The following is a 25,482-nucleotide window of genomic DNA, read 5'->3' on the forward strand; positions in this document are numbered from 1 at the left end:
GAGTGCGGTGGTTACCGGGTTCCGATCCGGAACCCGGTGAAGGTGGCGGTGCCGGCGTGTCCCTCGCCGGCGGGCGCGAGCGCGAACAGGCCGAGCAGGGCGCCGACCCAGCGCCACGGGGTGGCGGCGAAGACCTGGCCGGTGGGGCGCGGTCCGTCGCCGAGGTCGTAGGAGAAGCGGCAGCGCGCCCCGGGGCCGGCCTCGATCCGCAGCCGTACCCGTCCCTGGGGTGCGGGGCGGGGGTGGTCGGCGTCCCGCTCGGCCTGGGCCACCGACTCCGCGAACCGGTGCACCAGGTGGACCGTCCCGTCCTCGCCGCGCTGGAGCCCGATCCAGCGGTAGGCGTCGCCGAGCACCGCCAGTCCGGCCCGCGCGCCCGGCTCCTCGCCGTCCAGGCGCAGCTCCACCTCGATCACCGAGGGGTCGCCGGGCAGCCGCTGGGTGAGCACGTTCGGCAGTCTGCGCAGGTCGTGCGCGTCGGCCGAGCGGACACAGGCGAGCCGCAGCCCGTCACCGGAGTGCTGGGTGGCCCAGCCGTCGCGGGGGTTGGCCGTCCACGACCACTGGCGGCCGAACCGTCCGCCGGGGAAGTCGTCGTCGGTCGCGGGCGCGGCCGGCGACTGCGGGGGCAGCGCGGGACGGGCGTGCCCGGCGACCGGGGAGCCGTCGTCGCCCAGTACCGGCCAGCTGTCCTCCGCCCACCGCATCGGCTGGAGGTGGACCACCCTGCCATACGCGCCGCGCTGCTGGAAGTGCAGGAACCAGTCCTCGCCCGCTGCCGTGCGCACCCAGCCGCCCTGGTGGGGGCCGTTGACGTCGGTGTCCTTCTGTTCGAGGACGACCTTCTCCTCGTACGGGCCGAAGAACTCGCGGGAGCGGAAGGCGCCCTGCCAGCCGGTCTCCACTCCCCCGGCGGGGGCGAGGATCCAGAACCAGCCGTCGTGCCGGTAGAGCTTGGGCCCTTCCAGGGTGAACCAGCCGGGGATGCGGTCGGCGTCGACGATCACCTTGCCCTCGTCGAGGAGTTCGGTGCCGTGGGGGTGCATCCGGTGGCCGGTGAGACGGTTCTTGACGCCGGAGCGGGACTTGGCCCAGGCGTGCACGAGGTAGGCCTCGCCGGTCTCGTCGTCCCACAGGGGGCACGGGTCGATCAGGCCCTTGCCGGCCTTCACCAGCAGCGGCCGGGTCCAGGGGCCGCGGATCTCGGGGGCGTTGACCTGGAAGATGCCCTGGTCGGGGTCGCCCCAGAAGATCCAGAACCGGTCGTCGTGGTGGCGCAGGGACGGGGCCCAGACCCCGCAGTCGTGCCGGGGCGTCCTGAACTCGGCTTCGGGTTCCAGGCGTTCGAGGGCGTGGCCGACCAGCGTCCAGTTGACCAGGTCGCGGGAGTGCAGGAGCGGCAGTCCGGGGGCGCGGCCGAAGCTGGAGGCGGTCAGGTAGAAGTCGTCGCCGACGCGGACGACGTCCGGGTCGGACCAGTCGGCGTTCAGGACGGGGTTGGTGTACGTGTCCGCGGCCTCGGGGGTCACGGGCCCACCGCCTTTCGTACGAGGGTGGCGGCGCCGTCGGCGTCGAGGCGGCCGTCGGCGACGACGGTGACGATCCGGCGGACGAGGGTGTCGCCGGGGGCGATCGCGGGCCGTTCGTCGTACGCGAGGGACGAGCCGACGCCCGGGTACTCCTCGGTGCGCACGAACCACGGGTCCCGCCGGGTCCGTTCGGTCGCCCCGGCGAACACCAGCGACCAGGTGTCGCCGGTCAGGGCGAGCCAGTCGGCGCGGGTGCCGTGGACCTCCCGCTCGCCCTCGCGGTCGGCGGTGAAGACCCCGGGGGCCGTGTCCTCCTTGCGGGCGCGCCAGAAGAAGCCGCCGTAGGCGGCGCCGGGGCGCCCGTTGGTGGCGGGGCTGCCGATGGTGAGCGGCGCGCCGGTGACGTTGGTGAGGGAGAAGGTGAAGTCCAGCGCCCAGGCGGAGCCCGTGAGTTCGGTGGCCGCGACCGTGCGGCGCTCGCGCAGCAGCTCGGTGCCGGCGGCGACCCAGCGCAGCTCCTCGACGAAGCCGTCGGGGTCGCGGAGCTGGAAGGCGGTGTGCCGCTGGGCGCCGTGGTTGTCCAGCTCGGTCGGCCCCCGGTCGCGGACGTAGGTGCGTCCGCCCCAGAAGTTGTGCCCCTCGACGTCGGGAACGGCGACACCGACGCCGAGGTGGTGGAGGTGGTCGGCAGGGCTGAACTCGGTCACGGCCGTGCCGGCCAGGGTGGTGACGGGGTGCAGGTAGGGGCGCGGGGAGAGCCGGGCGGGCAGTTCGGGGCGGGTGACGTAGCGGCCGACGGGGCGGCCCGCCACGCGCAGTACCGGGGAGTCGTTGCCGGTCATCGGGTGCTCACCTCGTATCGGGGGTGCTCGGTGCGCGGCGCCCAGGGCGCGCCCAGTTCGGAGTAGAGGGAGAGGGTGTCGGCGGCGGCGGCCACGAGTCCGTCGATGCCCGGGACGACCCGGCGGTTCTCGCCGGGGACGCGGTGCCAGGCGGCGTCGGGCAGCGGCTCCGGGTCGGGGGCCCGGCGGATCGCCTCGACGACCCGCATGAAGGCGCCCGTCCCGTCGGGCGGGACCAGCAGTCCGGCGCCGGTGGTGAGGTGGTCGGCCAGGTTCTCCAGCAGGTCGGTGCGGCCGTGGTGGTACTCCTCGGGACCGTGGCCGCCGCGCTGGAGCAGGACGCGGTCCTGTTTGTACCAGAAGGTGATGCGGCCGCTGCTGCCGTGCAGCAGGACGTACGGCTCGTCGGCCCGCTCGGCGCACAGGGTCGCGGCGACGGTGACGCGGAGCCCGCGCGCGGTGGTGATCCGTACGCAGGAGGTGTCGTCGGCCTCGATGTCGTTGGCGTGGGCGAGCTCGGTCTCGATGCCGGTGACGTCCTCGGCGCGGGCGCTGCCGCCGAGCGCGAGGGCGGTGGCGACGGCGTGCGCGAGGGGGTTGGTCAGCGCGCCGTCGATCACGTCGGCGCCGTTCAGCCGCCGCCGGCCCGACCAGGGCGCCCGGCGGAAGTAGGCCTCGTCGCGCACCCAGGCGCCGGCCCCGCCGATGCCCATCAGCTCGCCGATCGCGCCCTCGGCGACCAGCTCGCGGATGGCCGGCACGGCGTGCGAGCCCAGCGACTGGAACCCGACCTGGCAGGCCACGCCGGCCTCGGCGACCCCGTCGGCCATCCGGCGGAACTCGGCGTACGACGGTGCCGGGGGCTTCTCCAGGAGCAGGTGCACGCCCCGCCGGGCGGCGGTCAGCGCGAGGTCGGTGTGGGTGGGGATCGGCGTGCAGATCACGGCGATCCGTGCGCCGGTGGAGTCGAGCAGGGCGCCGAAGTCGGCGGACTGCTCGGGGAGTTCACCGCCGGCCTCCTCCTCGGTCAGCGGGGTCAGCTCGCAGATGCCGGCCAGCCGGACCAGTCCCGCACGCTCCAGGCGGCGGATGTTGGCGACGTGCCAGCGGCCGTGGCCGCGGGCGCCCGCCAGGACGACGGGCAGGGGTGTCCTCATCGCAGCCTCCCCGCGCCCGCGCCCCTCGCCACCGCCCGGTCGGCCGCGGCGGCGTCCTCGACCTCGCCGTGCAGGGTGGGCGTCCAGCCGACGTCGGCGGTCAGGTCGCGTTCGCTGCCCGAGTTGTAGGCGTTGTGGATGGCGAGCAGGTCGACCGGGTAGCCGTTGAAGAGGGTGCCGCTGTCGTGCAGGGCGCTGCCGTTCCAGCTCTTGACCAGGTCGGCGACCTCCACGTGGCCGGGTGTGGTGAAGGCGTTGTTCTCCGCGTAGAGGGCGGACCCGGTCCCGACGCCGAGGGAGTAGCGGTGTCCGGCGTCCCGGTCGTCGATCACGTACCGGTTGTTGTAGAGGTGCACCTGGCCGTAGCGGACGCGCGGGGCGCGCTGGGCGACGGACTCGAACTCGTTGTGGTGCAGGGTGATCCGGAGCCTGCCGCGGTCGCCGGTGGCCGAGTCGCTGTTGCCGATGAGCATCGCCTTGTCGTGGTCGGCGAACCGGCTCCAGGAGACGGTGATCAGGTCGGACTCGTTGGTGATGTCGAGCAGGCCGTCGTGGCGCAGGTAGTTGCGGGCGAAGTGGGTGGGCTCCTTCTCGTCCGGGTGGCCCTTGTCGCTCGCGGTGACGTGGTCGACCCAGACGTGGGTGGCGCCCCTCAGCCAGAGGTTGTCGTACGCCGTCTTCCAGTCGCCGAGGCCGCCGGTGTTGGGCTGCCAGACGGGGAAGCAGTCGTAGGCGTCGCGGAGTTCGAGGTTGCGGACGATGACGTTGTCCGCGTCCTTCACCTGGAGGCTCGCGCCCTTGAGCACGGCGCCGCTGCCGGTGCCGACGAGGGTGGTGTTCGATCCGACGGGCAGCACGACCCGTTCGGCCTGCCGGGCGGCGGAGGCCTTGCGGGCCTCCTCCTGCGGGCCGCTGGGCTTGGCCTGCCCCCAGGTGCGGGGGTCGTAGGCGGCCAGGTACTTCTTCAGGTCGTAGCCGTCGGTGGCGTAGTCGGCGCAGTCCAGGCGGCGGCCGTCGTCGTCGGTGTTGGCGTCGATGGTCCCGGCGATCCTGATGATCTTCGGGGTGTCGCTGCCGCCGTCGAGGGCGCGGACGAGTCCGGCCCGGTCGGTCACGGTGTACACGTGGGCGTCGTCGGCGGCGGCGCCTCCGGTGGTGCCGCCTTCCGCCGCGGCCCAGCCGTCGTTCGGGGCGAGGGTCTCGCGGCCGATGTCACGTCCGGTGTCGCGGGTGTCGCGGCCGGTGTCGTGGGTGGCGGGGCCGGTGTCGTGGGTGTCGTCGGCGTGCGCCGGCACGCAGAACAGGCTCAGCAGGGTGGCGGCCGTCACCGCCTGGCGCAGCCTCATCCCTTCACCGCCCCCGCGCTGAACCCGGTGATCAGCCACTTCTGGATGAAGGCGAAGACGATCACGACGGGGACGGCCGCGATGATGCCGCCCGCGGCGAGCGCGCCGAGGTCGACGCTGTCCGCGCTCATCAGGGTGTTGAGGCCGACCGGGATGGTCTGCTTCTCCTGGTTGTTGAGGAACATCAGGGCGAACAGGAAGTGGTTCCAGGAGTGGACGAAGGCGAAGGAGCCGACGGCGATCAGACCGGGCCGCAGCAGCGGCAGGACGACCACCCGGAAGGCCTTGAACCGGTTGCAGCCGTCGACCCAGGCGGCCTCCTCCAGGGAGTACGGCACGTTCTTGATGAAGTTGCTGATCAGGATGATCGACAGCGGCAGCTGGAAGACCGTCTCGGCGATGATGACGCTGCCGAGGGAGTTGATCATCTGCAGTTCGGCGAAGATCTCGAACAGCGGGACGAGCAGCAGCGCGCCGGGCACGAACTGGGAGCAGAGCAGGGCCAGCATGAAGGCCCGCTTGATCTTGAAGTCGAACCGGGCGAGGGCGTAGCCGCCGGCCAGGGCGACCAGCGTCGTCATGATCAGGGTGGCGACGCCGACCAGCACGCTGTTGTAGAAGAAGGTGCCGAAGCTGCGGTCCGTCCAGACCTTCTCGAAGTGGACGGTCGTCATCGGCCAGGGGATGAGCGAGGAGGAGCCGGCCGGGCGGAGCGCGAACAGCAGGATCCAGTAGAAGGGGATGAGGGTGAAGACGAGGTAGATGCCCAGCGGCAGGTAGATCTGCCAGCGGGGTGCCTCGTCCCAGGCCCGGCGCTTCTTGTTCGGCCGGGGCGGCTCGGGGGTGGTGCGCGCGGGGGCGGGGGCGGCCACGGTGGCCTCTTCGGTGATCACTTCTCGCCTCCGAACTTGCTCAGCCGCAGGTAGACCATCGAGCAGAAGAGCAGGATGAGGAACGCGACCGTGGTCAGGGCCGACGCGTAGCCGAAGTCGTGGGCGTCCACCGAGGTGTTGGCGATGTACAGCGGCAGTGTCGTGGTCTCGCCCGCGGGTCCGCCGCCGGTCAGCGTGTAGAGCAGGTCGACGTTGTTGAACTCCCACACCATGCGCAGCAGCGTGGACAGGATGATGGCGTCCTTCAGGTGCGGCAGCGTGATGTGCCAGAACTGCTTGAAGCGGCTCGCGCCGTCGACCTCGGCGGCCTCGTAGAGGTCCTTCGAGACGGACTGGAGGTCGGCGAGGATGAGGATCGCGAAGAAGGGGACACCGCGCCACAGGTCGGCGACGACCGCCGCCGGGAAGACGGTGGAGGTGTCCGACAGCCAGCTGGTGCCGTAGTCGCCGATGCCCATGTCCGCGAGGTAACGGGTGATGCCGGTCTGGGAGTTGTAGAGCAGCACCCAGATCGCGGAGGTCAGCACGCCGGAGACGGCCCACGGGGAGAAGACGAGGGCGCGGCCCAGACCGCGGCCGACGAAGGTCTGGTTGACGATGAGGGCGAGGGCCAGGCCGAACAGCAGCTGCAGTCCGACCTCGACGAAGACCCACTTGGCGCTGAAGACGAGGGTGTCCCAGAACAGGGGGTCGTCGGTGAAGATGCGGGTGAAGTTGTCGAAGCCCGCGAAGCCGTTGCGCCAGGGCTTGGTGGGGTTGTAGTTCTGCAGGCTGTAGTAGAAGACGCTGATGACCGGGTACGCGATGAAACCCAGCATGAGCAGGGCGGCCGGCCCGATCAGCAGGTACGGGAGCCTGCGGGGCGTGGCGGAGGCACGGCGCCGCCGGGGTGGCCTGGGCGGTTTCGCCACGGCTGCGGCATGGGCCATGACTGTTCTCCGTTTCTCGGTACGTCGTGCTGTGTGGTGCGTGTGCGTGTGAAGCGCTTTCTTCGTATGTGTGCGGGGGCCTGGACCCGCGGCCGGTCAGCCGGCGTACGGGTCCTGGACCGTGCCCGGTCGGGCGAGGAACTCGAAGTCGCAGCCGGTGTCGGCCTGCGTGATCTGCTCGTTGTAGAGCGCGCCGTAACCGCGCTCGTAGCGCTCGGGCGGCGGCGTCCACCGCTCCCGGCGGCGCTTCAGCTCCTCGTCGTCGACATTGAGCCGAAGGACGCGGTTCTCGACGTCGAGGGTGATCGAGTCCCCGGTGCGCACCAGGGCGAGCGGTCCGCCGACGTACGACTCGGGGGCGACGTGCAGGACGCACGCGCCGTAACTCGTCCCGCTCATCCGGGCGTCGGAGATCCGCACCATGTCCCGCACCCCCTGCTTGAGCAGGTGGTCGGGCAGGGGCAGCATCCCGTACTCGGGCATGCCGGGGCCGCCCTTGGGGCCGGCGTTGCGCAGGACCAGCACGCTGTCGGCGGTGATGCCCAGCGCCGGGTCGTTGATGGTCCGCTGCATCTCCTTGTAGTCGTCGAAGACGACGGCACGGCCGGTGTGCTGCAGCAGGTGCCGCTCGGCGGCGATGTGCTTGATGACGGCGCCGTCCGGGCAGAGGTTGCCGCGCAGTACGGCGACCCCGCCCTCGTCCGCGACCGGGTTGTCGCGGGTGCGGATGACGTCGTCGTCGTGCACCTGCGCGCCGGCGATCTGCTCGCGCAGGGTGTCGTGGCAGACGGTGGGACGGTCCAGGTGGAGCAGGTCCGGGATCCGGGAGAGGAACCCGGGCAGTCCGCCCGCGAAGTGGAAGTCCTCCATCAGGTACGTCTGTCCGCCGGGGCGGACGTTGGCCAGCACCGGGACGGTGCGGGCGATGCGGTCGAAGTCGTCGAGGGTGAGCTTGACGCCCGCGCGGCCGGCCATGGCGATCAGGTGGATGACGGCGTTGGTGGAGCCGCCGAGTCCGAGGACGGTCGTGACCGCGTCCTCGAAGGCGTCCGCGGTGAGGATGTCGCTCAGCTTGCGGTCCTTGTGGACCAGGTCGACGATGGCCAGGCCCGCCTTGGCGGCCATCCGGTCGTGCCCGGAGTCGACGGCCGGGATGCTGGACGCGCCCGGGACCGTGACGCCGAGGGCCTCGGCGGCGGCGGTCAGCGTGGACGCCGTACCCATGGTCATGCAGTGGCCGGGCGAGCGGGCCAGGCCGCTCTCCAGCTCCAGCATCTCGCAGTCGCCGATGACACCGGCGCGCTTGTCGTCCCAGTACTTCCACATGTCGGTGCCGGAACCGAGGACCTCGTTGCGCCAGTGTCCGGGCAGCATCGGCCCGGCGGGCACGAACACGGTGGGCAGGTCGACGCTGGCGGCGCCCATCAGCAGGGCGGGCGTGGACTTGTCGCAGCCGCCCATCAGCACGGCTCCGTCGACCGGGTACGACCGCAGCAGTTCCTCGGTCTCCAGGGCGAGGAGGTTGCGGTAGAGCATGGGGGTCGGCTTCTGGAAGGTCTCGCTGAGGGTGGAGACCGGGAATTCGAGGGGGAAGCCGCCCGCCTGCCACACCCCCCGCTTGACGGCCTGCGCGCGGTCGCGCAGGTGGACGTGGCAGGGGTTGATGTCGGACCAGGTGTTGAGGATCGCGATGACCGGCTTGCCCAGGTGCTCCTCGGGGAGGTAGCCGAGCTGGCGGGTGCGGGCGCGGTGGCTGAAGGAGCGCAGGCCGTCGGTGCCGTACCACTGGTGGCTGCGGAGCTGCTCGGGGGACTTCATACGGCCCACCCCGCGGCGATGGCGGCGACCTCGGCGCGCTCGCTCTCCGGCAGCGGTCTGCTCGGCGGGCGGACCTCGCGGCGGCACAGGCCGAGGGAGGCGAGGGCCTCCTTGACGACGGTGACGTTGTTGGCGGAGCCGTTGGCGGCGCGCAGTTCCTCGAAGCGGCGGATCTGCTCCCACACCTTCATGGCGGTCGGGTAGTCGCCGGAGCGCAGCGCCTCGATCATGTTCAGCGAGACGGACGGGGCGACGTTGACCAGGCCCGAGGTGAAGCCGGTGGCGCCGGCCGAGAAGTAGGAGGGCGCGTACGGCTCGGCGAGCCCGGCGACCCACACGAACCGTTCGAGTCCCGCGTCGCGGGCGAAGGCGGCGAACTTCGACGCGTCCGGCACGGCGTACTTCACGCCGATCACGTTGGGGCAGGCGTCGGCGAGTTCGGCGAGCCGGGCGCCGGTGAGCTGGGCGTTGCGGATGTAGGGGACGACGCCCAGTTCGGGCACCGCCTCGGCGATCGCGCGGTGGTAGTCGACCCAGCCGCTCTGCGAGACGTAGGGGTGGACGGGCTGGTGCACCATCACCATCTGCGCGCCGAGTTCACGGGCGTGCCGCGCGGAGTCGACGGCGGTGGGCACGTCGTGGCCCACCCCGACCAGGATCACCGAGCGGCCGCCGGCCTCCTCGACGGTCAGCTCGGTGACCAGCCGGCGCTCGTCGGGGGTCAGCGCGTAGAACTCGCCGGTGTTGCCGTTGGGGGTGAGGGTCGTGATGCCACCGTCGAGGAGACGACGCAGCAGGGCCCGGTAGGTGCCTGGGTCGACGGAGCCGTCCTCGGCGAACGGGGTCACCGGGATCGCCACCACGTCGGCCAGGGCCGCCCGCTGGGACTCGAACGTCGTTGTCATGCCTGACCGTCCTCTTTCTGGGCTTCCGGGGCCGCCTCGAAGTCCTCTTCGACCTCGGGGAAGGCCCGTCGCACGAACGACGCGATGTGCGAGTGCAGGGCGCGTGCCGCGCCGTCCGCGTCCCCGTCGAGCGCGAGCCGCAGGATCTCGCGGTGCTCGCTCGCCTCCCGTTCCCAGGAGGGGTCGGCGGCCCAGGCGACGGCCGAGACGAGGGCGGCCTGGTCGCGGACCTCGTCGAGCATCCGGCCGAGCAGCGGGTTGCCGCAGGGCACGTAGAGGGCGCGGTGGAACTCACGGTTGGCGAGCGACCGTTCGGCGGTGTCGCCGGCCTGGTCGGCGCGGGTCAGCGCGTCGCGCGCGGCGTCCAGGGAGGCGCCGCGGCGCACGGCGCGCTTGAGTGCCTCGGGCTCCAGGAGCAGCCGCACGTCGTAGACCTCGCGTGCCATGTCCGCGTCGACCATGCGCACCGTGACGCCCTTGTACTGGCTCATCACGACCAGACCGGTGCCGGCCAGGGTCTTGAGCGCCTCGCGCACCGGGGTCTTGGACACCCCGAACTGTGCGGCGAGGTCGGTCTCGACCAGGGCCTGGCCCGGTGTGAACCGGCCGGTGAGTATGCGGCGTTTGATCTCCTCCAGCACGTACTGCGTGCGGGAGGGGATCGGCGTGGGCACAGAGGTCATGCGCGCCTCTCGGATTTCGCGTCGGATCTCGCGTATCGGATCTCGCGTATCGCGTCTCATATATGACGTACGAAGTACGACGCCGATGACCGTAAGAGCGGCCCGGAGTTTCGTCAATGCTTCCGACAAAGGAACTTGGCGTTGCCTCACACGGTGTACGTGCGGCCCTCCCGGGCGGTGGCGGTGGGTCCGCCGAAGGCGGAGGCGGCCCGGACGGTCGCCGCCTCGGGGGTGAGCGTGGGACCGACGTGCGTGACGAGGAGTTCGCGCACGCCCGCCCGCCGGGCGGTGTCACCGGCGTCCTCGGGTGTCAGGTGGACCCGTTCGCTTTCGCGATGCTCGTCGATGTCCGCCTCGCAGAGGAACAGGCCGGCGTCGCGGGCGAGTCCGGTGAGGGCGGCACACGGTCCGCTGTCCCCGGAGTAGGCGAGGACGCGCCCCGCGCACTCGGCGCGCAGCCCGTAGGCCTCGACGTCGTGGACGACGGCGGTGGAGGTGAGGGACAGGCCGCCGTAGCGGACGGCCTGCCCGTCGTCCAGCGGCCGGAAGTCGAGTACGCCGCTGAGGAAACCGGCGTCGGGGCGCCCGAAGAACCCCGCGAGGCGCCGCGCGCAGTCGGCCGGCGCGTGGACCGGGATCGGCGCGGGCGGGGTGAGCCCGCCGTACGCCAGGCCGTACACGGCGGCGAGCAGATCGGCACTGTGATCGGCGTGCAGGTGGGAGATCCACACGGCGTCGATGCGGGCGGGGTCCGTGTGCCGCCGCAACTCGGCGAACGTCCCGAACCCGGCGTCCACCCACACCTCGGCGCCCCCGCCGCGCAGGAGGTACCCGGAGCTGGGGCGGTCCGGGCCGGGGTGCGGGGAGGCGGTGCCGAGGACGGTGAGGGTGAGATCGGAAGTCATGCGGGGAGGCTACGAGGCGCTCCCCGGCCCTCGCGCGCGCTTTAACCTCGGCCACGCCCAGCCCGGGTCATGCAGGCCGCCTCCACCCCGGGTCCCGGCCGCTCAGCCCGATCGTCCGGTCCAGGAGCGGGGCGTCGGGCGGGACGGGGACGACGGGGCCGAAGATGCCGCCGCCCCCGTCGGAGTCCGCGGCACTGGCCAGGAGGAAGTCGTACGACGCCTCCAGTGCGGCCGGGTCGGGCGCGTACGACTGGCCGGTCGCGCGGGCCAGGTCCCAGCCGTGGATCACCAGTTCGTCGAGGGCGACGGCACCGGCGGCCGCGCCGGGCAGGTCCACGCCGCCGGCGCGGGTCATGCCGGTCCAGGCGGCCGGGTCCCGCCAGGCCTCGGCGAGCTCGTCGAGCACCTTGGGCAGCTCCTCGCGCCAACCGGGCCCGATGTCCGGCAGGGCGGCCTCCGGGCTGGTGTCGGTGGTGACGCCCAGCTCCTTGCGGCCCGCGTCCCGGAAGGCGACGGCCAGCCCGAGAAGGTGGCCCAGCATGTTCCGTACCGCGTACCGCGGGCAGGGCGTCCCGTCCGCCAGTCGCTCGTCCGTGACGCCCCCGGCGAGACGCGCCACGATCCGGGTCTGCGGTCCGAGGTCGAGGGTGGTGTCGGTCATCGGGCTGCTCCTCCTGACGGTCTTCCTGGAAGGTGGACCGATCCCGGCCGCGGAACTCATCGCCCGGCCGCCCCGCTTCTAAGGCACCTGCCCGATCCCCGCGACCGGTCCTTAGAACCACGATGACCAGGCATGACGACGACATGGACGGCGGCCCGCGTGGTGCGGGACCGGAATGCGGGCCTCTGTCTCGCCGGGGTGGTGGTCTCCGGCTTCGGCACCTCCGCGCTGTGGCTGGCCTCGGGCGTGTGGGTCAAGGACCTCACCGGCTCGGACGGCCTCGCGGCCCTGTGCGCGCTGGCGATGTGGGCGCCCACCCTCGCCGGCCCGCTGCTGGGCACGCTCGCCGACCGGTTCCGCCGCCGCCCGCTGCTGATCGCCGCGAGCCTGCTCATGGCGGTGCTCCTGCTCGCCCTGTGCGCCGTCGGCTCACCGCGCGGGCTGTGGCTGCTGTACGCGGTGCTGTTCGTGTACGGCGCGGCGGGCGTCGTCCACGACGCGGCCGAGTCGGCGCTGATCGCCACCGCCGTGGACCGCTCCCTGCTCGGCGACTTCAACGGCCTGCGGATGACCGCGAACGAGGGCATGAAACTGCTGGCCCCGCTGGCGGGCGCGGGACTCTACGCGGCGTACGGCGGGGCGGCCGTCGCCGTCCTGGACTCGGTCACCTTCCTGCTCGCCACGGTCGTGTACGCGCTCCTGCGGGTACGGGAGGAACGACCGGCGCGCCCGAAGGGCAGCCGCCGGAAGCGGACGGCCGAGGGGGCCCGCCATCTGTGGGCGCATCCGGTGCTCCGCCCGCTGGTGCTGGCGGGCGGCGCCACGATGCTGTGCGCGGGCCTGAGCGGGGCGCTGGTCTACGCCGTGGTCGACGCCCTCGGCCACTCCCCCGCGTACGCCGGTGTGCTGTACGCCGTCCAGGGCGCGGGGTCGGTGGCGGTCGGCCTGCTCTCCGGCCCGGCCCTGCGCCGCCTCGGCGAACGGCGCTTCGCGGCGTACGGCATCGCCGTACTGGCGGTCGCGGTGGCACTGCGCGCGGTGCCGGACGACCCCCTGGCATGGACGTGCAGCGCGGCGATCGGCGCGGGCCTGCCCGCCGTACTGATCGCCACGCTGACCGCCGTGCAACGCGAGACCCCGGCCCCCCTGCTGGGCCGGGTCACCGCCACCGCCAACACCCTGGTCCACGCGCCGAACGTCCTCGGCCTGGCGGCGGGCGCGGCCCTGGTCGAACTCCTCGACCACCGCCTGCTCCTGGCCACCGCCGGCTGCGCCCTGACGGCAACGGCGGCAACCCTGCTCGCCCACCGCGCACACACCACCCCGACATGACCCGGCCGCCCGACAGCGGGCGGCTGTGCCGCCGCAGCTGCGGGCAATCGTGCCTCCCCCAGTGCCTCAAGGGCCTGGGAGGTACCCCCAGGGCGGCACGGGTGGGCGGTGGGGGTACCTCCCGCTCATGGGGGTCCCTCCCGCTCGAGCGAAGCCGAGAGTGGGGGAGGAGCCGAGAGTGGGGGAGGCACCCCGCCGACGCCGGGCTGCGCGCGAACACCCCCCGGTCCACACCCACGCCGGCACCGGCTCAGAGCCCGGCCAGCGCCGCCCGCACCGCCTCCAGATCCCCGTCCGACGCCAGCCCCGCGTGATACAGGCGCAGCTCCGTCGCACCCAGCCGGCGGGCTTCGGCGGCGTCGGCCGCGAGGGTGCCGGGGCTGCCGCCCATCCCGGAGACCACGGTGAAGTTGGCGGCCAGGACGGTGTCCGCGCGGGCCTCCTCCGCGAACGGCGTCAGCAGACCGGCGCCCCCCGTGCAGGGCACGACCACTCCGTCGGCGACGGAGAGGACGTGGGCCGGGTCGACGCCGGCGTTGGCGCCGCAGTGGTAGGAGACCGGGTCCGCGTGCAGGAGGACCTGGAAATCCTCGGGAGCGGCCTGCCGTACGGCGGTGACCGCGGCCTCCTGGAGCGTGCGGGCCGTCTCGTCGCGCCACGCGCGCGTGGCGTTCGCCGGTGTCCCGCCGAGGAGCTTCTCGACGCCCGCCCAGCCCCCGTCGGAGGGCGCCCCCCGCCACACCGGTTCCAGTGCGGCGCGTACGGCGGCGGCGAGCGCGTCGGCGTCCAGTCCCTGGGCCCCGTAGCCCTCGCGGCAGGACGGGCAGAAGCACAGGGACATCAGGTACTGCCCGGCGTCCCCGAGGCCGACCCCGGCGATCTTGTCGTGGGCGTGCAGATGGGCCAGCCCGTACCAGCCGAGGGACTCCAGCTCGGTGCCGCGCGCTCCGGGGCGTACCGCCGCCTCGGCGGCGAGGTCGGTCAGGTACGCGCGGGTGGCGGGCTGGGCGACGCACGGCGCCCAGGGGTAGCGGTCGCCGTAGGCGTTGACCACCGAGGTGTCCGGATGTTCCGCGCCGAGGCGGGAGTTGTGCGCGAGCACCACCCAGGTGTGCACCTCCAGGCCCGCGTCCGCAAGCGCGGCGGCGGCCTCGCCGAAGGCGTCTCCGGGCGCCCAGTCGCCGGCCGGGTACGGGCGCGGGGTGCGGTCCGCCCAGTGCTCCCCCGCCGGGTACAGCACGGCCGCGTGTTCCGCGGTGACGACGCGGTGGCGCGGGTGGCGCGGGGTCAGCGCGCGGGTGGAGTGGTAGGCGGAGGCCAGTGTCACCTGTGCCGTGCCGAGCGCGGCGATCCGCGCGGGTGCCTCCGGGTCCCCGTTGACGTCCCAGGGGTAGACGAACGCCGACGTCTTCACTGGTTCTCCTCCAGCAGTGCGTGTCCCCGCTCGATGAGCCGAGCGAGTTGCTTGACATGGTCCCCGGCCGGTTCGTGCAGCGGCGGCCGGACCTCCCCCACGTCCAGGCCGCGCAGGCGTACGCCGGCCTTCACGAGGGAGACGGCGTAGCCGCTGCCCCGGTCGCGCAGTTCGACGAACGGCCGGTAGAAGCCGTCGATCAGGCGGTGCCCGGTGGCCGTGTCGCCGGTGCGGAAGGCGGTGTGGCAGGCGAGGGCGATCTCGGGCACGAAGCAGAACGCCGCGGACGAGTAGAGGGTGATGCCGATGCCGCCGTAGGCGGGCTGGGTCAGTTCGGCGGTCGGCAGCCCGTTGAAGTACAGGAAGTCGGCGGGGCCTTCGGCGCGTACGGCGCTGACGATCCGCTGCATCAGGCCGAGGTCGCCGAGGCCGTCCTTGAAGCCTGCGATCCCTTCCGTGCGGGCCAGTTCGACGACGCTCTCGGGGGTGAGGACGGCGTTGTCGCGCTGGTAGACGATGACCGGCAGGGAGGTGGCGGCGGCCACCTGCCGGTAGTGCCGCAGCAGTCCCTCCTGCGCGGCCCGCACCAGGTACGGCGGCATCGCGAGCAGCCCGTCGGCCCCGGCGCGCTCGGCGAGGCGGGCGTAGCGGACCGCGAGCGCGGTGCCGTAGCCGGTGCCCGCGACGACCGGGACGCGTCCCTCGGCGGCCTCCACGGCGGCCGTCACGCACAGCTCGAACTCCTCCGGCGTCAGCGCGTGGAACTCACCGGTACCGCAGCAGGCGAACACGGCGGCGGCCCCGGCCTCCACCCCGCGCCGCACATGGAGGCGGTAGGCGTCGAGGTCGACGGAGCCGTCGGGTCCGTAGGCGGTGACCGGGAAGAACAGCGGCCCGCTGGGGACACCGAGTCGGGCGGCGAGAGGGGCTGGCGTCACAAGCTCTCCCTGGTCCATATTCCTGATTCACGTCCATATTCCTGAACATGTTCACGCTAAGACGCCCCGAGGACCCCGGTCAAGCACCGCACCCCGCCACACACCAGCGGATTCTTCCGTTCCACAGGAAGTCGCGGAATACTTGACGCGCCGCGCCCCACCTCCTTAGCGTGTCCACGAATATGAATGCCGTGCGCCCATATGTATGGATTCATGGGTACGGGCGACACGGCCGGCGATGCAAGGAGACCCGAGGATGCCCGCTCCCCGCACCGTTCTGCTCACCGGCGCCGCCGGTGGCCTCGGCACGCTGATGCGGGGCCTGCTCCCGGACCACGGCTACGACCTGCGCCTGCTCGACCTGCGCCCGATCGACGGCGAACCGGACGCGATCGTCGCGGACCTCGCCGACAAGGACGCCGTGCGCGAGGCGGTCCGCGGCGTCGACGCGATCGTCCACCTCGCCGGCATCTCCCTGGAAGCCTCGTTCGAGAAGATCCTGAAGGCCAACATCGAGGGCACGTACAACCTGTACGAGGCCGCCCGTGAGGAAGGCGTCGGGCGCGTCGTCTTCGCCTCCTCCAACCACGCCGTCGGCTACACCCCGCGCCCGCGGGGCGACGATCCCCTCATCCCCGTCGACACCCCGCGCCGCCCCGACACCTTCTACGGCCTGTCCAAGTGCTTCGGCGAGGACCTCGCCCAGCTCTACTGGGACAAGCACGGCATCGAGACCGTCTCCGTGCGCATCGGCTCCTGCTTCCCCGAGCCGACCAGCGTGCGCATGCTCTCGGTGTGGATGAGCCCCGCCGACGGCGCCCGCCTCTTCCACGCGGCCCTGACCGCCGAGAACGTCGGCCACACCGTCGTCCACGGCTCCTCCGCCAACACCCGCCTGTGGTGGGACCTCACCTCCGCGCGGGCGCTCGGCTACGAACCGCGGGACGACTCCGAGCCGTACGCCGAGAAGCTGATCGCCGAACAGGGCGAGCTGGACCCGGACAACCCGGCGCACGCCGCCCTGGGCGGCCACTTCCTCACCGACCCGCCCATCTGGCCGTACTGACGACAGCGCTCCGGCGGGAAATCGACGCGTCCCACGGCGGGCGGGCACCGAACGGGCCCGCCCGCCGCCGCATGCGGGCATCCGCGCTGCCCGCTCCCACCCGTTCCCCCACGCCCTCCCAGGTCCTGGCCGGGCGCGGCGCGAGCCGAACGGGCACAACCGGGCAGGAACGGGCCCGCAACAGACCTGGTCAGCGACGAAAGCCCGCTGTACAACTTCCTGCATGGGCCCCACCGGGCCCGAACGGGCAGCGAGATCAGGAAGCGGGTGTCCGGCCATGAGCCACAGGACGGCCGAAGAGCGCCAGCGGGAGATCGTACGGGTGGCGCGCACCACCGGCGCGGTCGACGTCAGCGCGCTCGCCGCCGAACTGGGCGTGGCCAAGGAGACCGTCCGACGGGATCTGCGCGCCCTGGAGGACCACGGTCTGGTGCGCCGCACCCACGGCGGCGCCTATCCCGTGGAGAGCGCCGGCTTCGAGACGACGCTCGCCTTCCGCGCCACCAGCCACGTCCCCGAGAAGCGCAGGGTCGCGGCCGCCGCGGCCGAGCTGATCGGGGACGCCGAGACGGTCTTCGTCGACGAGGGCTTCACCCCGCAGCTCATCGCCGAGGCCCTGCCCACCGACCGGCCCCTCACCGTGGTCACCGCCTCCCTGCCGGTCGCGGGCGCGCTCGCGGAGACCGGCACCGCGTCCGTCCTGCTGCTCGGCGGCCGGGTCCGCCCCGGCACCCTCGCCACCGTCGACCACTGGACGACGAGGATGCTCTCCGGTTTCGTCATCGACCTGGCGTTCATCGGCGCCAACGGGATCTCCCGCGAACACGGACTGACCACGCCCGACCCGGCGGTGAGCGAGGTCAAGGCGCAGGCGGTGCGGGCCTCCCGCCGGGTGGTGTTCGCGGGCGTCCACACCAAGTTCGGGGCGGTCAGCTTCTGCCGGTTCGCCGAGGTCGGCGCGCTGGAGGCGATCGTCACGAGCACCCTGCTCCCGGCGGCCGAGGCCCATCGCTACTCCCTGCTGGGGCCGCAGGTCATCCGGGTCTGAGGAAGACCGGATCAGCACACCGTCGCACGTCCCCTCCGGGCCGAGCCATGCCGGGCGACGCCCGCCGTCTCCCCATACAACCCGCTTTGTCGAGGAGTGATCCATGCAAACCCAGAGCCGACGGAGGCCGCCGCGAGCCGCACTCGCCGCGGTCGCCGCAGGGACGCTGCTCGCCCCGCTGCTCTCCGGCTGCTGGGTCGGAGCGGGCGGGACCGGATCCGGCGGTGACTCCATCAACGTCCTGATGGTCAACAACCCGCAGATGGTCGAGTTGCAGAAGCTGACCGCCGACCACTTCACCGAGGACACCGGCATCGAGGTCAACTTCACCGTGCTGCCGGAGAACGACGTCCGCGACAAGATCAGCCAGGACTTCGCCAACCAGGCCGGCCAGTACGACGTGGCCACCCTGTCCAACTACGAGATCCCCATCTACGCCCGCAACGGCTGGCTGAAGGAGATGGACTCCTACGTCGCCGAGGACCCCGGCTACGACCAGCAGGACGTCCTCGAACCGATGCGCCGGTCCCTCACCGGCGACGACGGCAAGCTCTACGGCCAGCCCTTCTACGGCGAGTCGTCCTTCCTGATGTACCGCAAGGACGTCTTCGACAGGGAGGGCCTGGAGATGCCCGCCGACCCCACCTGGCAGCAGGTCGCCGACCTCGCCGCCGAACTCGACGGGGCCGAACCGGGCATGAAGGGCATCTGTCTGCGCGGACTGCCCGGCTGGGGCGAGATCATGGCCCCGCTGACCACCGTGGTGAACACCTTCGGCGGCACCTGGTTCGACGAGGACTGGAACGCGAGGCTCGACTCCCCCGAGTGGCGGAAGGCGACGAAGTTCTACGTCGACCTGGTCCGCGAGCACGGCGAGTCCGGCGCCCCGCAGGCCGGCTTCGCCGAATGCCTCAACAACATGACCCAGGGCAAGGTCGCCATGTGGTACGACGCCACCTCCGCGGCCGGCTCCCTGGAGGCCGACGGCTCCCCCGTCAGGGGCAAGGTCGGCTACGCCCCCGCCCCCGTCGAGAAGACCGAGTCCTCCGGCTGGCTCTACACCTGGGCCTGGGGCATCCAGGACGCCTCCCGCAACCCCGACAACGCCTGGAAGTTCGTCTCCTGGGCCTCCAGCAAGGAGTACGAGCAGCTCGTCGGCGACGAGATCGGCTGGTCCAACATCCCGGCCGGCAAGCGCGCCTCCACCTACGACAACCCCGACTACCGCGCGGAGGCCGCCGCCTTCCAGGAGATGACCAAGGAGGCCATCGCGCGGGCCCGGCCCGACGACCCCGGCGTCCAGCCCCGCCCGGCGCCCGGCATCCAGTTCGTCGGCATCCCCGAGTTCACCGATCTCGGCACCAAGGTCTCCCAGGAGATCAGCGCGGCCATCGCCGGACGCCAGTCCGTCGAGTCGGCCCTGAGGAAGTCCCAGCAGCTCGCAGAAGAGATCTCCGAGGAGTACGAGGGACGATGACCGCCACGACAACGGCCCCCGTGGCCGCACCGGAGACACGCTCCGCCCCTCGCCGGCCCTCCGCCCGGCTCCGCGCGTGGGCCACCCGCGCCCCGCTGCTGCCCGCCCTGATCTTCATGATCGTGGTCACCCAGCTGCCCTTCGTGGCGACCCTGGTGATCTCCTTCTTCGACTGGAACTCCCTCTACCCCGACGCCCGCAGCTTCGCCGGCTTCGAGAACTACCAGGAGGTCCTCACCGACGCGGCCCTGCGCAAGTCCGTCTGGACGACGATCCTGCTGACCGTGGCGGTCGTCCTGGCCAGCCTGGTCCTCGGGCTGCTCCTCGCCCTCCTGCTGGACCGGAGGTTCCGCGGCCGGGGCATCGTGCGCACCCTGCTCATCGCCCCGTTCCTGGTGGTCCCGGTGGCGGCGGCCCTGCTGTGGAAACACGTCCTCTACAACCCCGAGTACGGCCTCCTCAACGGCCTGCTGCACTACGTCGGCGGCCCGCAGCCGGACTGGATCTCGAACACCCCGCTGCTGGCGGTGGAGGCCTCACTGGTGTGGCAGTGGACCCCGTTCATGATGCTGATCCTGCTCGCCGGACTGCAGAGCCGGGACCAGCAGCAGATCGAGGCCGCCCGCGTCGACGGCGCGAGCGACTGGCAGATCTTCGTCCACCTCACCCTGCCCCACCTGCGCCGCTACCTCGAACTGGGCGCCCTGCTCGGCTCGATCTACATCGTGCAGAACTTCGACGCGGTCTTCACCATCACCTCCGGCGGCCTCGGCACCGCCAACCTGCCCTACACCGTCTACCAGACCTTCTACCAGGCCCACGAGAACGGCCTCGCCTCGGCCGCCGGCGTCCTGGTCGTCATCGGCTCCATCATCATCGCGACCTTCGCCCTGCGCGTGGTGTCGTCCCTGTTCCGCGAGGAGGTGTCCCGCGCATGAGCAGCATCGCCGTACGCACCCGCGGCCGGTTCCGCGGCGGAGCGGGTCTCGGCCTGGTCGCCTGGCTGGCCGGCATCGTGTTCTTCCTGCCCATCGCCTGGATGGCGCTGACGTCCTTCCACTCCGAGACGGACGCGGCCACCAACCCGCCGTCCTTCACCGCCGCCCTCACCCTCGACGGCTACCGCGAGTTCTTCGGCGCGGGCGGCGGCGCCAGCCCCTGGCCCGCGCTGATCAACTCGGCGGTGGCGTCGATCGTGTCGACCCTGTTCGTCCTGGTCCTGGCGCTGCCCGCCGCGTACGCCCTGTCCATCCGCCCGGTGAGGAAGTGGACGGACGTCCTGTTCTTCTTCCTCTCCACCAAGATGCTCCCCGTGGTGGCCGGCCTGCTGCCGGTCTACCTGTTCGCCAAGAACGCCGGGATGCTCGACAACATCTGGCTGCTGGTCATCCTCTACACCTCCATGAACCTGCCGATCGCGGTGTGGATGATGCAGTCCTTCCTGGCCGAGGTCCCGGTCGCGATCATCGAGGCGGCCCGGGTGGACGGCGCGAAGCTGCCCACGGTCCTGGTACGGGTGGTCGCCCCGATCGCCCTCCCCGGCATCGCCGCGACCTCCCTCATCTGCTTCATCTTCAGCTGGAACGAACTGCTCTTCGCCCGGGTCCTGACGGGCGTGGTCGCCGAGACCGCCCCCGTCTTCCTGACCGGCTTCATCACCAGCCAGGGCCTGTTCCTGGCCAAGGTGTGCGCCGCGTCGCTCGTCATCTCCCTGCCGGTGCTCGCCGCGGGGTTCGCCGCCCAGGACAAACTCGTCCAGGGCCTGTCGTTGGGAGCCGTGAAATGAAGGCCGCCGTCATCGAGTCCGTGGGCAAGGCCGTCGTCGCCGAGGTCCCGGACCCGACGCCAGGGCCGCGCGACGTCGTCGTCGAGGTCGCCGCGTGCGGGCTGTGCGGCACGGACCTGCACATCCTCCAGGGCGAGTTCGCGCCGAAGCTGCCGATCGTGCCGGGGCACGAGTTCGCCGGCGAGGTGGTCGGCGTCGGCGCCCAGGTCACGGAGGTGTCCCTCGGCGACCGGGTCGCGGTGGACCCCTCCCTGTACTGCTACGAGTGCCGCTACTGCCGTACCGGCCACAACAACCTCTGCGAGCGCTGGGCGGCGATCGGCGTCACCACGGCGGGCGGCGCTGCCCAGTACGCGGTGGCGCCGGTGGCGAACTGCGTGAAGCTGCCGGAGCACGTACGGACCCAGGACGCGGCGCTGATCGAACCGCTGTCGTGCGCGGTGCGCGGCTACGACGTGCTCCAGTCCCGTCTCGGCGCCCACGTCCTGATCTACGGGTCGGGGACCATGGGCCTGATGATGCTGGAGCTGGCGAAGCGGACCGGTGCGGCGAGTGTGGACATGGTGGATCTGAATCCGGCGCGGCTGGAGACGGCGCGGGGGCTGGGTGTCTCCGCGTCGGCGGCCTCGCCGGACGAGCTGGACCGGCCCCAGGGGTGGGATCTCGTCATCGACGCGACGGGGAACGCGGCGGCGATCCAGGACGGGCTGGGGCGGGTGGCGAAGGCGGGTACGTTCCTGCAGTTCGGGGTGGCGGACTACGCGACGCGGGTGACGATCGATCCGTACCGGATCTACAACCAGGAGATCACGATCACGGGGTCCATGGCCGTGCTGCACAGCTACGAGCGGGCGGCGGAGCTGTTCGCCGGGGGTGTCCTGGACCCGGACGTCTTCATCAGCGACCGCCTTCCGCTGGAGCGGTACCCGCAGGCGCTGGAGCAGTTCGCGGCGGGCGTGGGGCGGAAGATCGTGGTGGTGCCGTAGGGGTTTTCGCCCCCGCCGCCCTTACCCGTCCCATCCCGGGGGCGCTGCCCCCGGACCCCCGCTCCTCAAACGCCGGAGGGGCTGACTTCCAGCCCCTCCGGCGTTTGAGGAGCGGGGTCTGGGGCGGAGCCCCAGGTTCGGGACGGGAAGGGGCGGCGGGGGCGGGGAAAATCCACTGGGCCGATCGGGCCGAGGTAAGGGAACGGTAAAACGCCCCCGCTCGTTCACCCGGCATGACCGCAATGACCCCTGGCTCGAACATCCCCCTCCCCACCGCCCGCGTGACGGTGGACGTCGCCGCCCCCGTGCGCCTCGACGTATCGGGCCTCCTGCTCACCGCCGACGGCAAGGTGCGCTCCGACGACGACTTCATCTTCTACAACCAGCCCGCCGGCCCGGGCGTGACCTACCGCTCCGGCGGCGGCACCGCCCCCGACGCCATCACGGTCGACACCACGGCCGTACCCCCCGGCATCGAGAAGATCGTCGTCACCGCCAGCCCCGACGCCGCCGGCCAGACCTTCCAGGGCATCGAGCCCACCGCCACCCTCCGCAACGCGGACGACAACGCGGTCCTGGCCACCTTCACGCCCCCGGCCCTCGGTACCGAAACGGCCCTGGTGGTCGTCGAGATCTACCTGCGCAACGGCGCCTGGAAGGCCCGCGCCGTCGGCCAGGGCTACGCCAACGGCCTGGCCGGCATCGCCACCGACTTCGGCGTCACGGTCGAGGAACCGGCCGCCGCCGCCCCGCCCCAGCCGGCGGCCGCCCCGCAGGCACCCCCCATGCCGACCGCCGCACCCGCCGCACCCGCCGCTCCCCCGGCCCCGCCCGCCCCCGCCCCCGGCACCGGGAAGATCAACCTCGACAAGGGCCGGGTCAGCCTCCAGAAGAACCAGACCGTCTCCCTGATCAAGGGCGGCCAGCCGCTGCTGTCCCAGGTCAAGATGGGCCTCGGCTGGGAGCCGGCCTACCGCGGCAAGGACATCGACCTCGACGCCTCGGTCATCGCCTACGGCCCGCAGCGCAACCACATCGACAGCTGCTACTTCGGCAAGCTCCAGATCGTGAACGGCGCGATCCGCCACTCCGGCGACAACCTCACCGGCGAGGGCGGCGGGGACGACGAGGTGATCACCGTCGACCTCGGCCGGCTCCCCATGGACGTCACCGGCCTGGTCTTCACGGTCAACTCCTTCTCCGGCCAGAAGTTCACCGAGGTCGCCAAGGCGTACTGCCGCCTGCTGGACGCCACCACGGGCGAGGAGCTGGTCCGCTTCGACCTCACCGGCGCCGAACCGCAGACGGGCGTGATGATGGCGAAGCTGATCCGCCAGTTCTCCGGCGAGTGGGAGATGACCGCGATGGGCGACTTCGTGAAGTCCCGCACCGTACGGGGGATGGTGAAGCCGGCCGCCCAGGCACTGTAGCCACTCCCGCGAACCGCCGGGCGCCCCCGTTCAGGGGGCGCCCCGGGCCCGCAGCCCGGTCATCAGCAGCTCCAGGTACCGGCGGATCTGCGTGCCCTCCCCGCCCGCCAGCTCCGAGGCCGTCGCCACGCCGTGGGCCAGCCGCAGCACGTCGACGGGCTCGACGTCGCGCCGCAGCACGCCCGCCTCCCGTGCCGCCCCGACCAGCCGGGACACCGCGCTCTTCAGCGGATCGCAGCACTCCGTGCCGCCGTCCCCGACGGCGGCACCCAGCAGCGCCCGCAGCCCCCGGATCCGGAGCATCCCGGCGCCGAGTTCGTTCAGCCACTCCACCAGCGCCTCGCCCGGCGGCAGCCGCTCGGCCAGTTCACCGGCCCGCTCCGCGATCGACTCGATGCGGTCGACGTACGCGGCCTCCAGCAGTGCCTGACGGGTCGGGAAATGCCGGTAGAGCGTGCCGGACCCGACGCCCGCCCGCTTGGCGATGTCGTCGAGCGAGGCGCCCTCGCCGTGCGCGGCGAACGCCTCCACCGCGGCCTCAAGCAGCAGTTCACGATTGCGGCGGGCGTCCGCGCGCATGGACCTGGCCTGCGCCATCAGCCACTCCTCACCGCCGGGAACCCTCCCCCAACCCTATCGAGCGGGGGACGGGGAGGGTCCCGGTCCTGAGCGGTCCCTCACGCGGCCCACGGCCAGTCGGCGTCCCGGCCGGCCTCCAGCAGCGGAACCATCCGGAAGGCCGCGTCGGACAGACCCCCGAAGGTGTGCCGGTTCGCGGTGCCCGACGGGCCGTGGCCCGCGCGGTATCCGGCGAGGTTCCAGGTGTAGACCGGCACCTCGGCCGGGACCTGCTCGGTCGGGTCGCCGTGGTGGCTGTAGGCGTACTGCTCGTCGGTGACGATCAGCACGCGGTCGTGCCGCCCGTAGTGCCGGCGCACCGCCCCGGTGGTGTCGGTGCCGCCGAGGTCGCCGAACCGGCCGAGGATCTTCAGCACCGACTCGCCCCGGCGGAACGGCACCGGGTTGCTCGTCGAGCCGAACTCGACGAGGTCCGCCTTCCGGGCCCGCAGCGCGAGCGCCGTGCCGAAGACCGCCGCCGCGTCCGCGCGGGTGAGTTCGGAGCGGTCCGACATCCGCGAGTAGAACATCGAGCCGGAGCGGTCGACGAGCACCAGGGTGCGGCCGGGCAGCGCGGGCACGTTGGCCAGCGAGTGGCCGAGCGCCTGCTCCAGCGGGTACGACCAGCGCAGCGACGGCGCGTGCCGGTAAGCGGCGAGGTACCGGAAGGGGAACTGCCGCGACCGCGCGACCTCCGCCGGGTCGGCGATCCGGGCGGCGACCCGCGCCGCCGCCTCGTCCGAGACCCCGGCCTCGTCGAAGTTCCTCAGGTTCCTCACGAGGGCCATCGTTCCCATGGACGGGATCACGGCCTCCCAGGCCGCCTTGTCCATCGGCCCCTGGAGCCAGCCCGCCAGCGCCTCCCAGGTGATGCCCGCGGCGGCGAGCCGCTCGGCCCCGTCGGGTGCCGTGACGACCGCGCGCCGCTCCTCGACGGGCAGCGCCATCAGTTCGCGGTGCGCGGTGAGGACGTGGTTCGAGGCGGGCGGCACCGCGGTGTCCGGGTTGTGCCGGCGGTCGAGGGCGTACCGGAACAGTTCGCCCTGCCACGGCTTGTCCGGGTCGGGGGCCGCGTGCACCAGGTTGAGGATGTCGCCGAAGCGGTAGCCCTTGGAGGCGGTGTCGTACTTCAGCAGGGCCTTGCCCCCGTAGAGCCGTCGTACGGCGTCGGCGACACCGCGCTTGACGGGCTTGGGGATGTTGCGGCCGTACCGGGCGGTCCAGTACGCGAGCAGTTCGCCGGGCTCGTCGGGGCGCCGCAGTACGGAGTCCACGACCTGCCGGTTCGACGGGCCGTCGGTCGCGCCGGCGTCCAGGCGGGCCTTGACGTACTCGGCGGCGCCCACGATCGACGCGGTCCGCAGGTTGCCCTCGCCGCGCAGCCAGCCGAGCAGTCCGGCCGTCCAGGACGGGTCGCTCACGGCGAGCTCGCGCACGAGCTTCGCGAACCGGTCGTCGCGGTCGTCGCCGGTCTCGTAGAAGGTCTGCTGCGTCACGAAGTTGGAGACGGCGAGCAGGAAGAGTTCGGAGCGCGGCTCCCGCTCGCGGCCTCGGCCGCCCTCGTGCGTACGCAGCACACGGCCGGTCGACGTCACGCGCGACGCCGGCTGCGCCTTGGCGGCCCGGGTGTTGAATCGCGCCATGGTGAATTCCCCCGAATTCGTTCCGCTGTCGGAAGGAGGCGCGACAAAGGAGGGTGCCCGAGAAACGAGTCGGCCG

Annotated in this window: 23 protein-coding genes; 8 read left to right on the forward strand and 15 right to left on the reverse strand. The window is 72.3% G+C overall.

Features of this window, described 5'->3' with window-relative positions; translation table 11 throughout:
- Positions 1 to 11: 11 nt before the first annotated feature.
- The 11 genes from ACZ62B_RS27820 to ACZ62B_RS27870 form a co-directional block, all read right to left on the reverse strand.
- The gene (locus ACZ62B_RS27820; protein ID WP_344563979.1) at positions 12 to 1,529 is read right to left on the reverse strand and encodes a glycoside hydrolase family 43 protein; all 1,518 of its coding nucleotides are present in this window, start codon (positions 1,527 to 1,529) and stop codon (positions 12 to 14) included.
- Complete coding sequence (locus tag ACZ62B_RS27825; protein WP_344563981.1) at positions 1,526 to 2,371, reverse strand: DUF6807 domain-containing protein; 846 nt, start codon at positions 2,369 to 2,371, stop codon at positions 1,526 to 1,528. Before ACZ62B_RS27825 ends, ACZ62B_RS27820 begins: the two co-directional genes overlap by 4 nt.
- Positions 2,368 to 3,528, reverse strand: coding sequence for a Gfo/Idh/MocA family protein (locus ACZ62B_RS27830; protein ID WP_344563983.1), 1,161 nt, complete (start codon positions 3,526 to 3,528; stop codon positions 2,368 to 2,370). The genes ACZ62B_RS27825 and ACZ62B_RS27830 overlap by 4 nt, the downstream gene beginning before the upstream one ends.
- On the reverse strand, positions 3,525 to 4,874 hold the full coding sequence (locus ACZ62B_RS27835) for a pectate lyase family protein (protein WP_469692480.1): 1,350 nt from the start codon (positions 4,872 to 4,874) through the stop codon (positions 3,525 to 3,527). Before ACZ62B_RS27835 ends, ACZ62B_RS27830 begins: the two co-directional genes overlap by 4 nt.
- Positions 4,871 to 5,767 (reverse strand): carbohydrate ABC transporter permease, encoded by an 897-nt coding sequence (locus ACZ62B_RS27840; RefSeq protein ID WP_344563987.1) that lies wholly within the window; start codon positions 5,765 to 5,767, stop codon positions 4,871 to 4,873. The genes ACZ62B_RS27835 and ACZ62B_RS27840 overlap by 4 nt, the downstream gene beginning before the upstream one ends.
- Entirely contained in the window at positions 5,764 to 6,696 is a 933-nt protein-coding gene (locus ACZ62B_RS27845) for a carbohydrate ABC transporter permease (protein ID WP_344563989.1), read from the reverse strand. Before ACZ62B_RS27845 ends, ACZ62B_RS27840 begins: the two co-directional genes overlap by 4 nt.
- A 96-nt stretch (positions 6,697 to 6,792) precedes the next feature.
- Positions 6,793 to 8,514 (reverse strand): L-arabinonate dehydratase, encoded by a 1,722-nt coding sequence (gene araD, locus ACZ62B_RS27850; RefSeq protein WP_344563991.1) that lies wholly within the window; start codon positions 8,512 to 8,514, stop codon positions 6,793 to 6,795.
- Complete coding sequence (locus ACZ62B_RS27855; RefSeq protein WP_468721426.1) at positions 8,511 to 9,419, reverse strand: dihydrodipicolinate synthase family protein; 909 nt, start codon at positions 9,417 to 9,419, stop codon at positions 8,511 to 8,513. The genes araD and ACZ62B_RS27855 overlap by 4 nt, the downstream gene beginning before the upstream one ends.
- Positions 9,416 to 10,102 carry a GntR family transcriptional regulator gene (locus ACZ62B_RS27860; protein WP_344563995.1) on the reverse strand — a complete coding sequence of 229 codons (687 nt, stop codon included), beginning with the start codon at positions 10,100 to 10,102 and terminating at the stop codon, positions 9,416 to 9,418. The genes ACZ62B_RS27855 and ACZ62B_RS27860 overlap by 4 nt, the downstream gene beginning before the upstream one ends.
- A 146-nt stretch (positions 10,103 to 10,248) precedes the next feature.
- Positions 10,249 to 11,007 carry an MBL fold metallo-hydrolase gene (locus ACZ62B_RS27865; protein ID WP_468888680.1) on the reverse strand — a complete coding sequence of 253 codons (759 nt, stop codon included), beginning with the start codon at positions 11,005 to 11,007 and terminating at the stop codon, positions 10,249 to 10,251.
- Positions 11,008 to 11,074: 67 nt separating this feature from the next.
- On the reverse strand, positions 11,075 to 11,668 hold the full coding sequence (locus ACZ62B_RS27870) for a TIGR03086 family metal-binding protein (RefSeq protein WP_344563999.1): 594 nt from the start codon (positions 11,666 to 11,668) through the stop codon (positions 11,075 to 11,077).
- 132 nt (positions 11,669 to 11,800) lie between these two features.
- Between ACZ62B_RS27870 and ACZ62B_RS27875 the strand changes: the two genes are divergently transcribed.
- Positions 11,801 to 13,000 carry an MFS transporter gene (locus ACZ62B_RS27875; RefSeq protein WP_468888674.1) on the forward strand — a complete coding sequence of 400 codons (1,200 nt, stop codon included), beginning with the start codon at positions 11,801 to 11,803 and terminating at the stop codon, positions 12,998 to 13,000.
- Between the two features lie 250 nt (positions 13,001 to 13,250).
- Here the strand turns inward: ACZ62B_RS27875 and ACZ62B_RS27880 are convergent, their stop codons facing one another.
- Positions 13,251 to 14,414 carry a hypothetical protein gene (locus tag ACZ62B_RS27880; protein WP_469692485.1) on the reverse strand — a complete coding sequence of 388 codons (1,164 nt, stop codon included), beginning with the start codon at positions 14,412 to 14,414 and terminating at the stop codon, positions 13,251 to 13,253.
- On the reverse strand, positions 14,411 to 15,370 hold the full coding sequence (locus ACZ62B_RS27885) for a 5-dehydro-4-deoxyglucarate dehydratase (RefSeq protein ID WP_469692487.1): 960 nt from the start codon (positions 15,368 to 15,370) through the stop codon (positions 14,411 to 14,413). Before ACZ62B_RS27885 ends, ACZ62B_RS27880 begins: the two co-directional genes overlap by 4 nt.
- Before the next feature lie 238 nt (positions 15,371 to 15,608).
- Here ACZ62B_RS27885 and ACZ62B_RS27890 point away from each other — a divergent pair, with 238 nt between their 5' ends.
- From ACZ62B_RS27890 to ACZ62B_RS27920, 7 genes are all read left to right on the forward strand, one after another.
- Positions 15,609 to 16,418, forward strand: coding sequence for an NAD-dependent epimerase/dehydratase family protein (locus ACZ62B_RS27890; RefSeq protein ID WP_344564007.1), 810 nt, complete (start codon positions 15,609 to 15,611; stop codon positions 16,416 to 16,418).
- Between the two features lie 277 nt (positions 16,419 to 16,695).
- Positions 16,696 to 17,466 (forward strand): DeoR/GlpR family DNA-binding transcription regulator, encoded by a 771-nt coding sequence (locus ACZ62B_RS27895; RefSeq protein ID WP_344564009.1) that lies wholly within the window; start codon positions 16,696 to 16,698, stop codon positions 17,464 to 17,466.
- 103 nt (positions 17,467 to 17,569) lie between these two features.
- Positions 17,570 to 18,943, forward strand: coding sequence for an ABC transporter substrate-binding protein (locus tag ACZ62B_RS27900; RefSeq protein ID WP_469692490.1), 1,374 nt, complete (start codon positions 17,570 to 17,572; stop codon positions 18,941 to 18,943).
- On the forward strand, positions 18,940 to 19,881 hold the full coding sequence (locus tag ACZ62B_RS27905; protein WP_344564015.1) for a carbohydrate ABC transporter permease: 942 nt from the start codon (positions 18,940 to 18,942) through the stop codon (positions 19,879 to 19,881). The genes ACZ62B_RS27900 and ACZ62B_RS27905 overlap by 4 nt, the downstream gene beginning before the upstream one ends.
- Complete coding sequence (locus ACZ62B_RS27910) at positions 19,878 to 20,729, forward strand: carbohydrate ABC transporter permease (protein WP_344564017.1); 852 nt, start codon at positions 19,878 to 19,880, stop codon at positions 20,727 to 20,729. Before ACZ62B_RS27905 ends, ACZ62B_RS27910 begins: the two co-directional genes overlap by 4 nt.
- Positions 20,726 to 21,715 carry a zinc-dependent alcohol dehydrogenase family protein gene (locus ACZ62B_RS27915; protein WP_344564019.1) on the forward strand — a complete coding sequence of 330 codons (990 nt, stop codon included), beginning with the start codon at positions 20,726 to 20,728 and terminating at the stop codon, positions 21,713 to 21,715. The genes ACZ62B_RS27910 and ACZ62B_RS27915 overlap by 4 nt, the downstream gene beginning before the upstream one ends.
- Before the next feature lie 242 nt (positions 21,716 to 21,957).
- On the forward strand, positions 21,958 to 23,145 hold the full coding sequence (locus tag ACZ62B_RS27920) for a TerD family protein (protein WP_468888668.1): 1,188 nt from the start codon (positions 21,958 to 21,960) through the stop codon (positions 23,143 to 23,145).
- A gap of 30 nt (positions 23,146 to 23,175) precedes the next feature.
- Here the strand turns inward: ACZ62B_RS27920 and ACZ62B_RS27925 are convergent, their stop codons facing one another.
- Together ACZ62B_RS27925 and ACZ62B_RS27930 are read right to left on the reverse strand one after the other, a co-directional pair.
- Positions 23,176 to 23,742, reverse strand: a complete 567-nt coding sequence (locus ACZ62B_RS27925; protein WP_344564023.1) for a TetR/AcrR family transcriptional regulator — start codon at positions 23,740 to 23,742, stop codon at positions 23,176 to 23,178.
- 80 nt (positions 23,743 to 23,822) lie between these two features.
- A complete protein-coding gene (locus ACZ62B_RS27930) occupies positions 23,823 to 25,406 on the reverse strand; it encodes a vWA domain-containing protein (protein WP_344564025.1) in 1,584 nt (527 codons plus the stop codon).
- Positions 25,407 to 25,482: the final 76 nt, after the last annotated feature.

This window comes from Streptomyces sp. NPDC053426 (assembly GCF_055585405.1).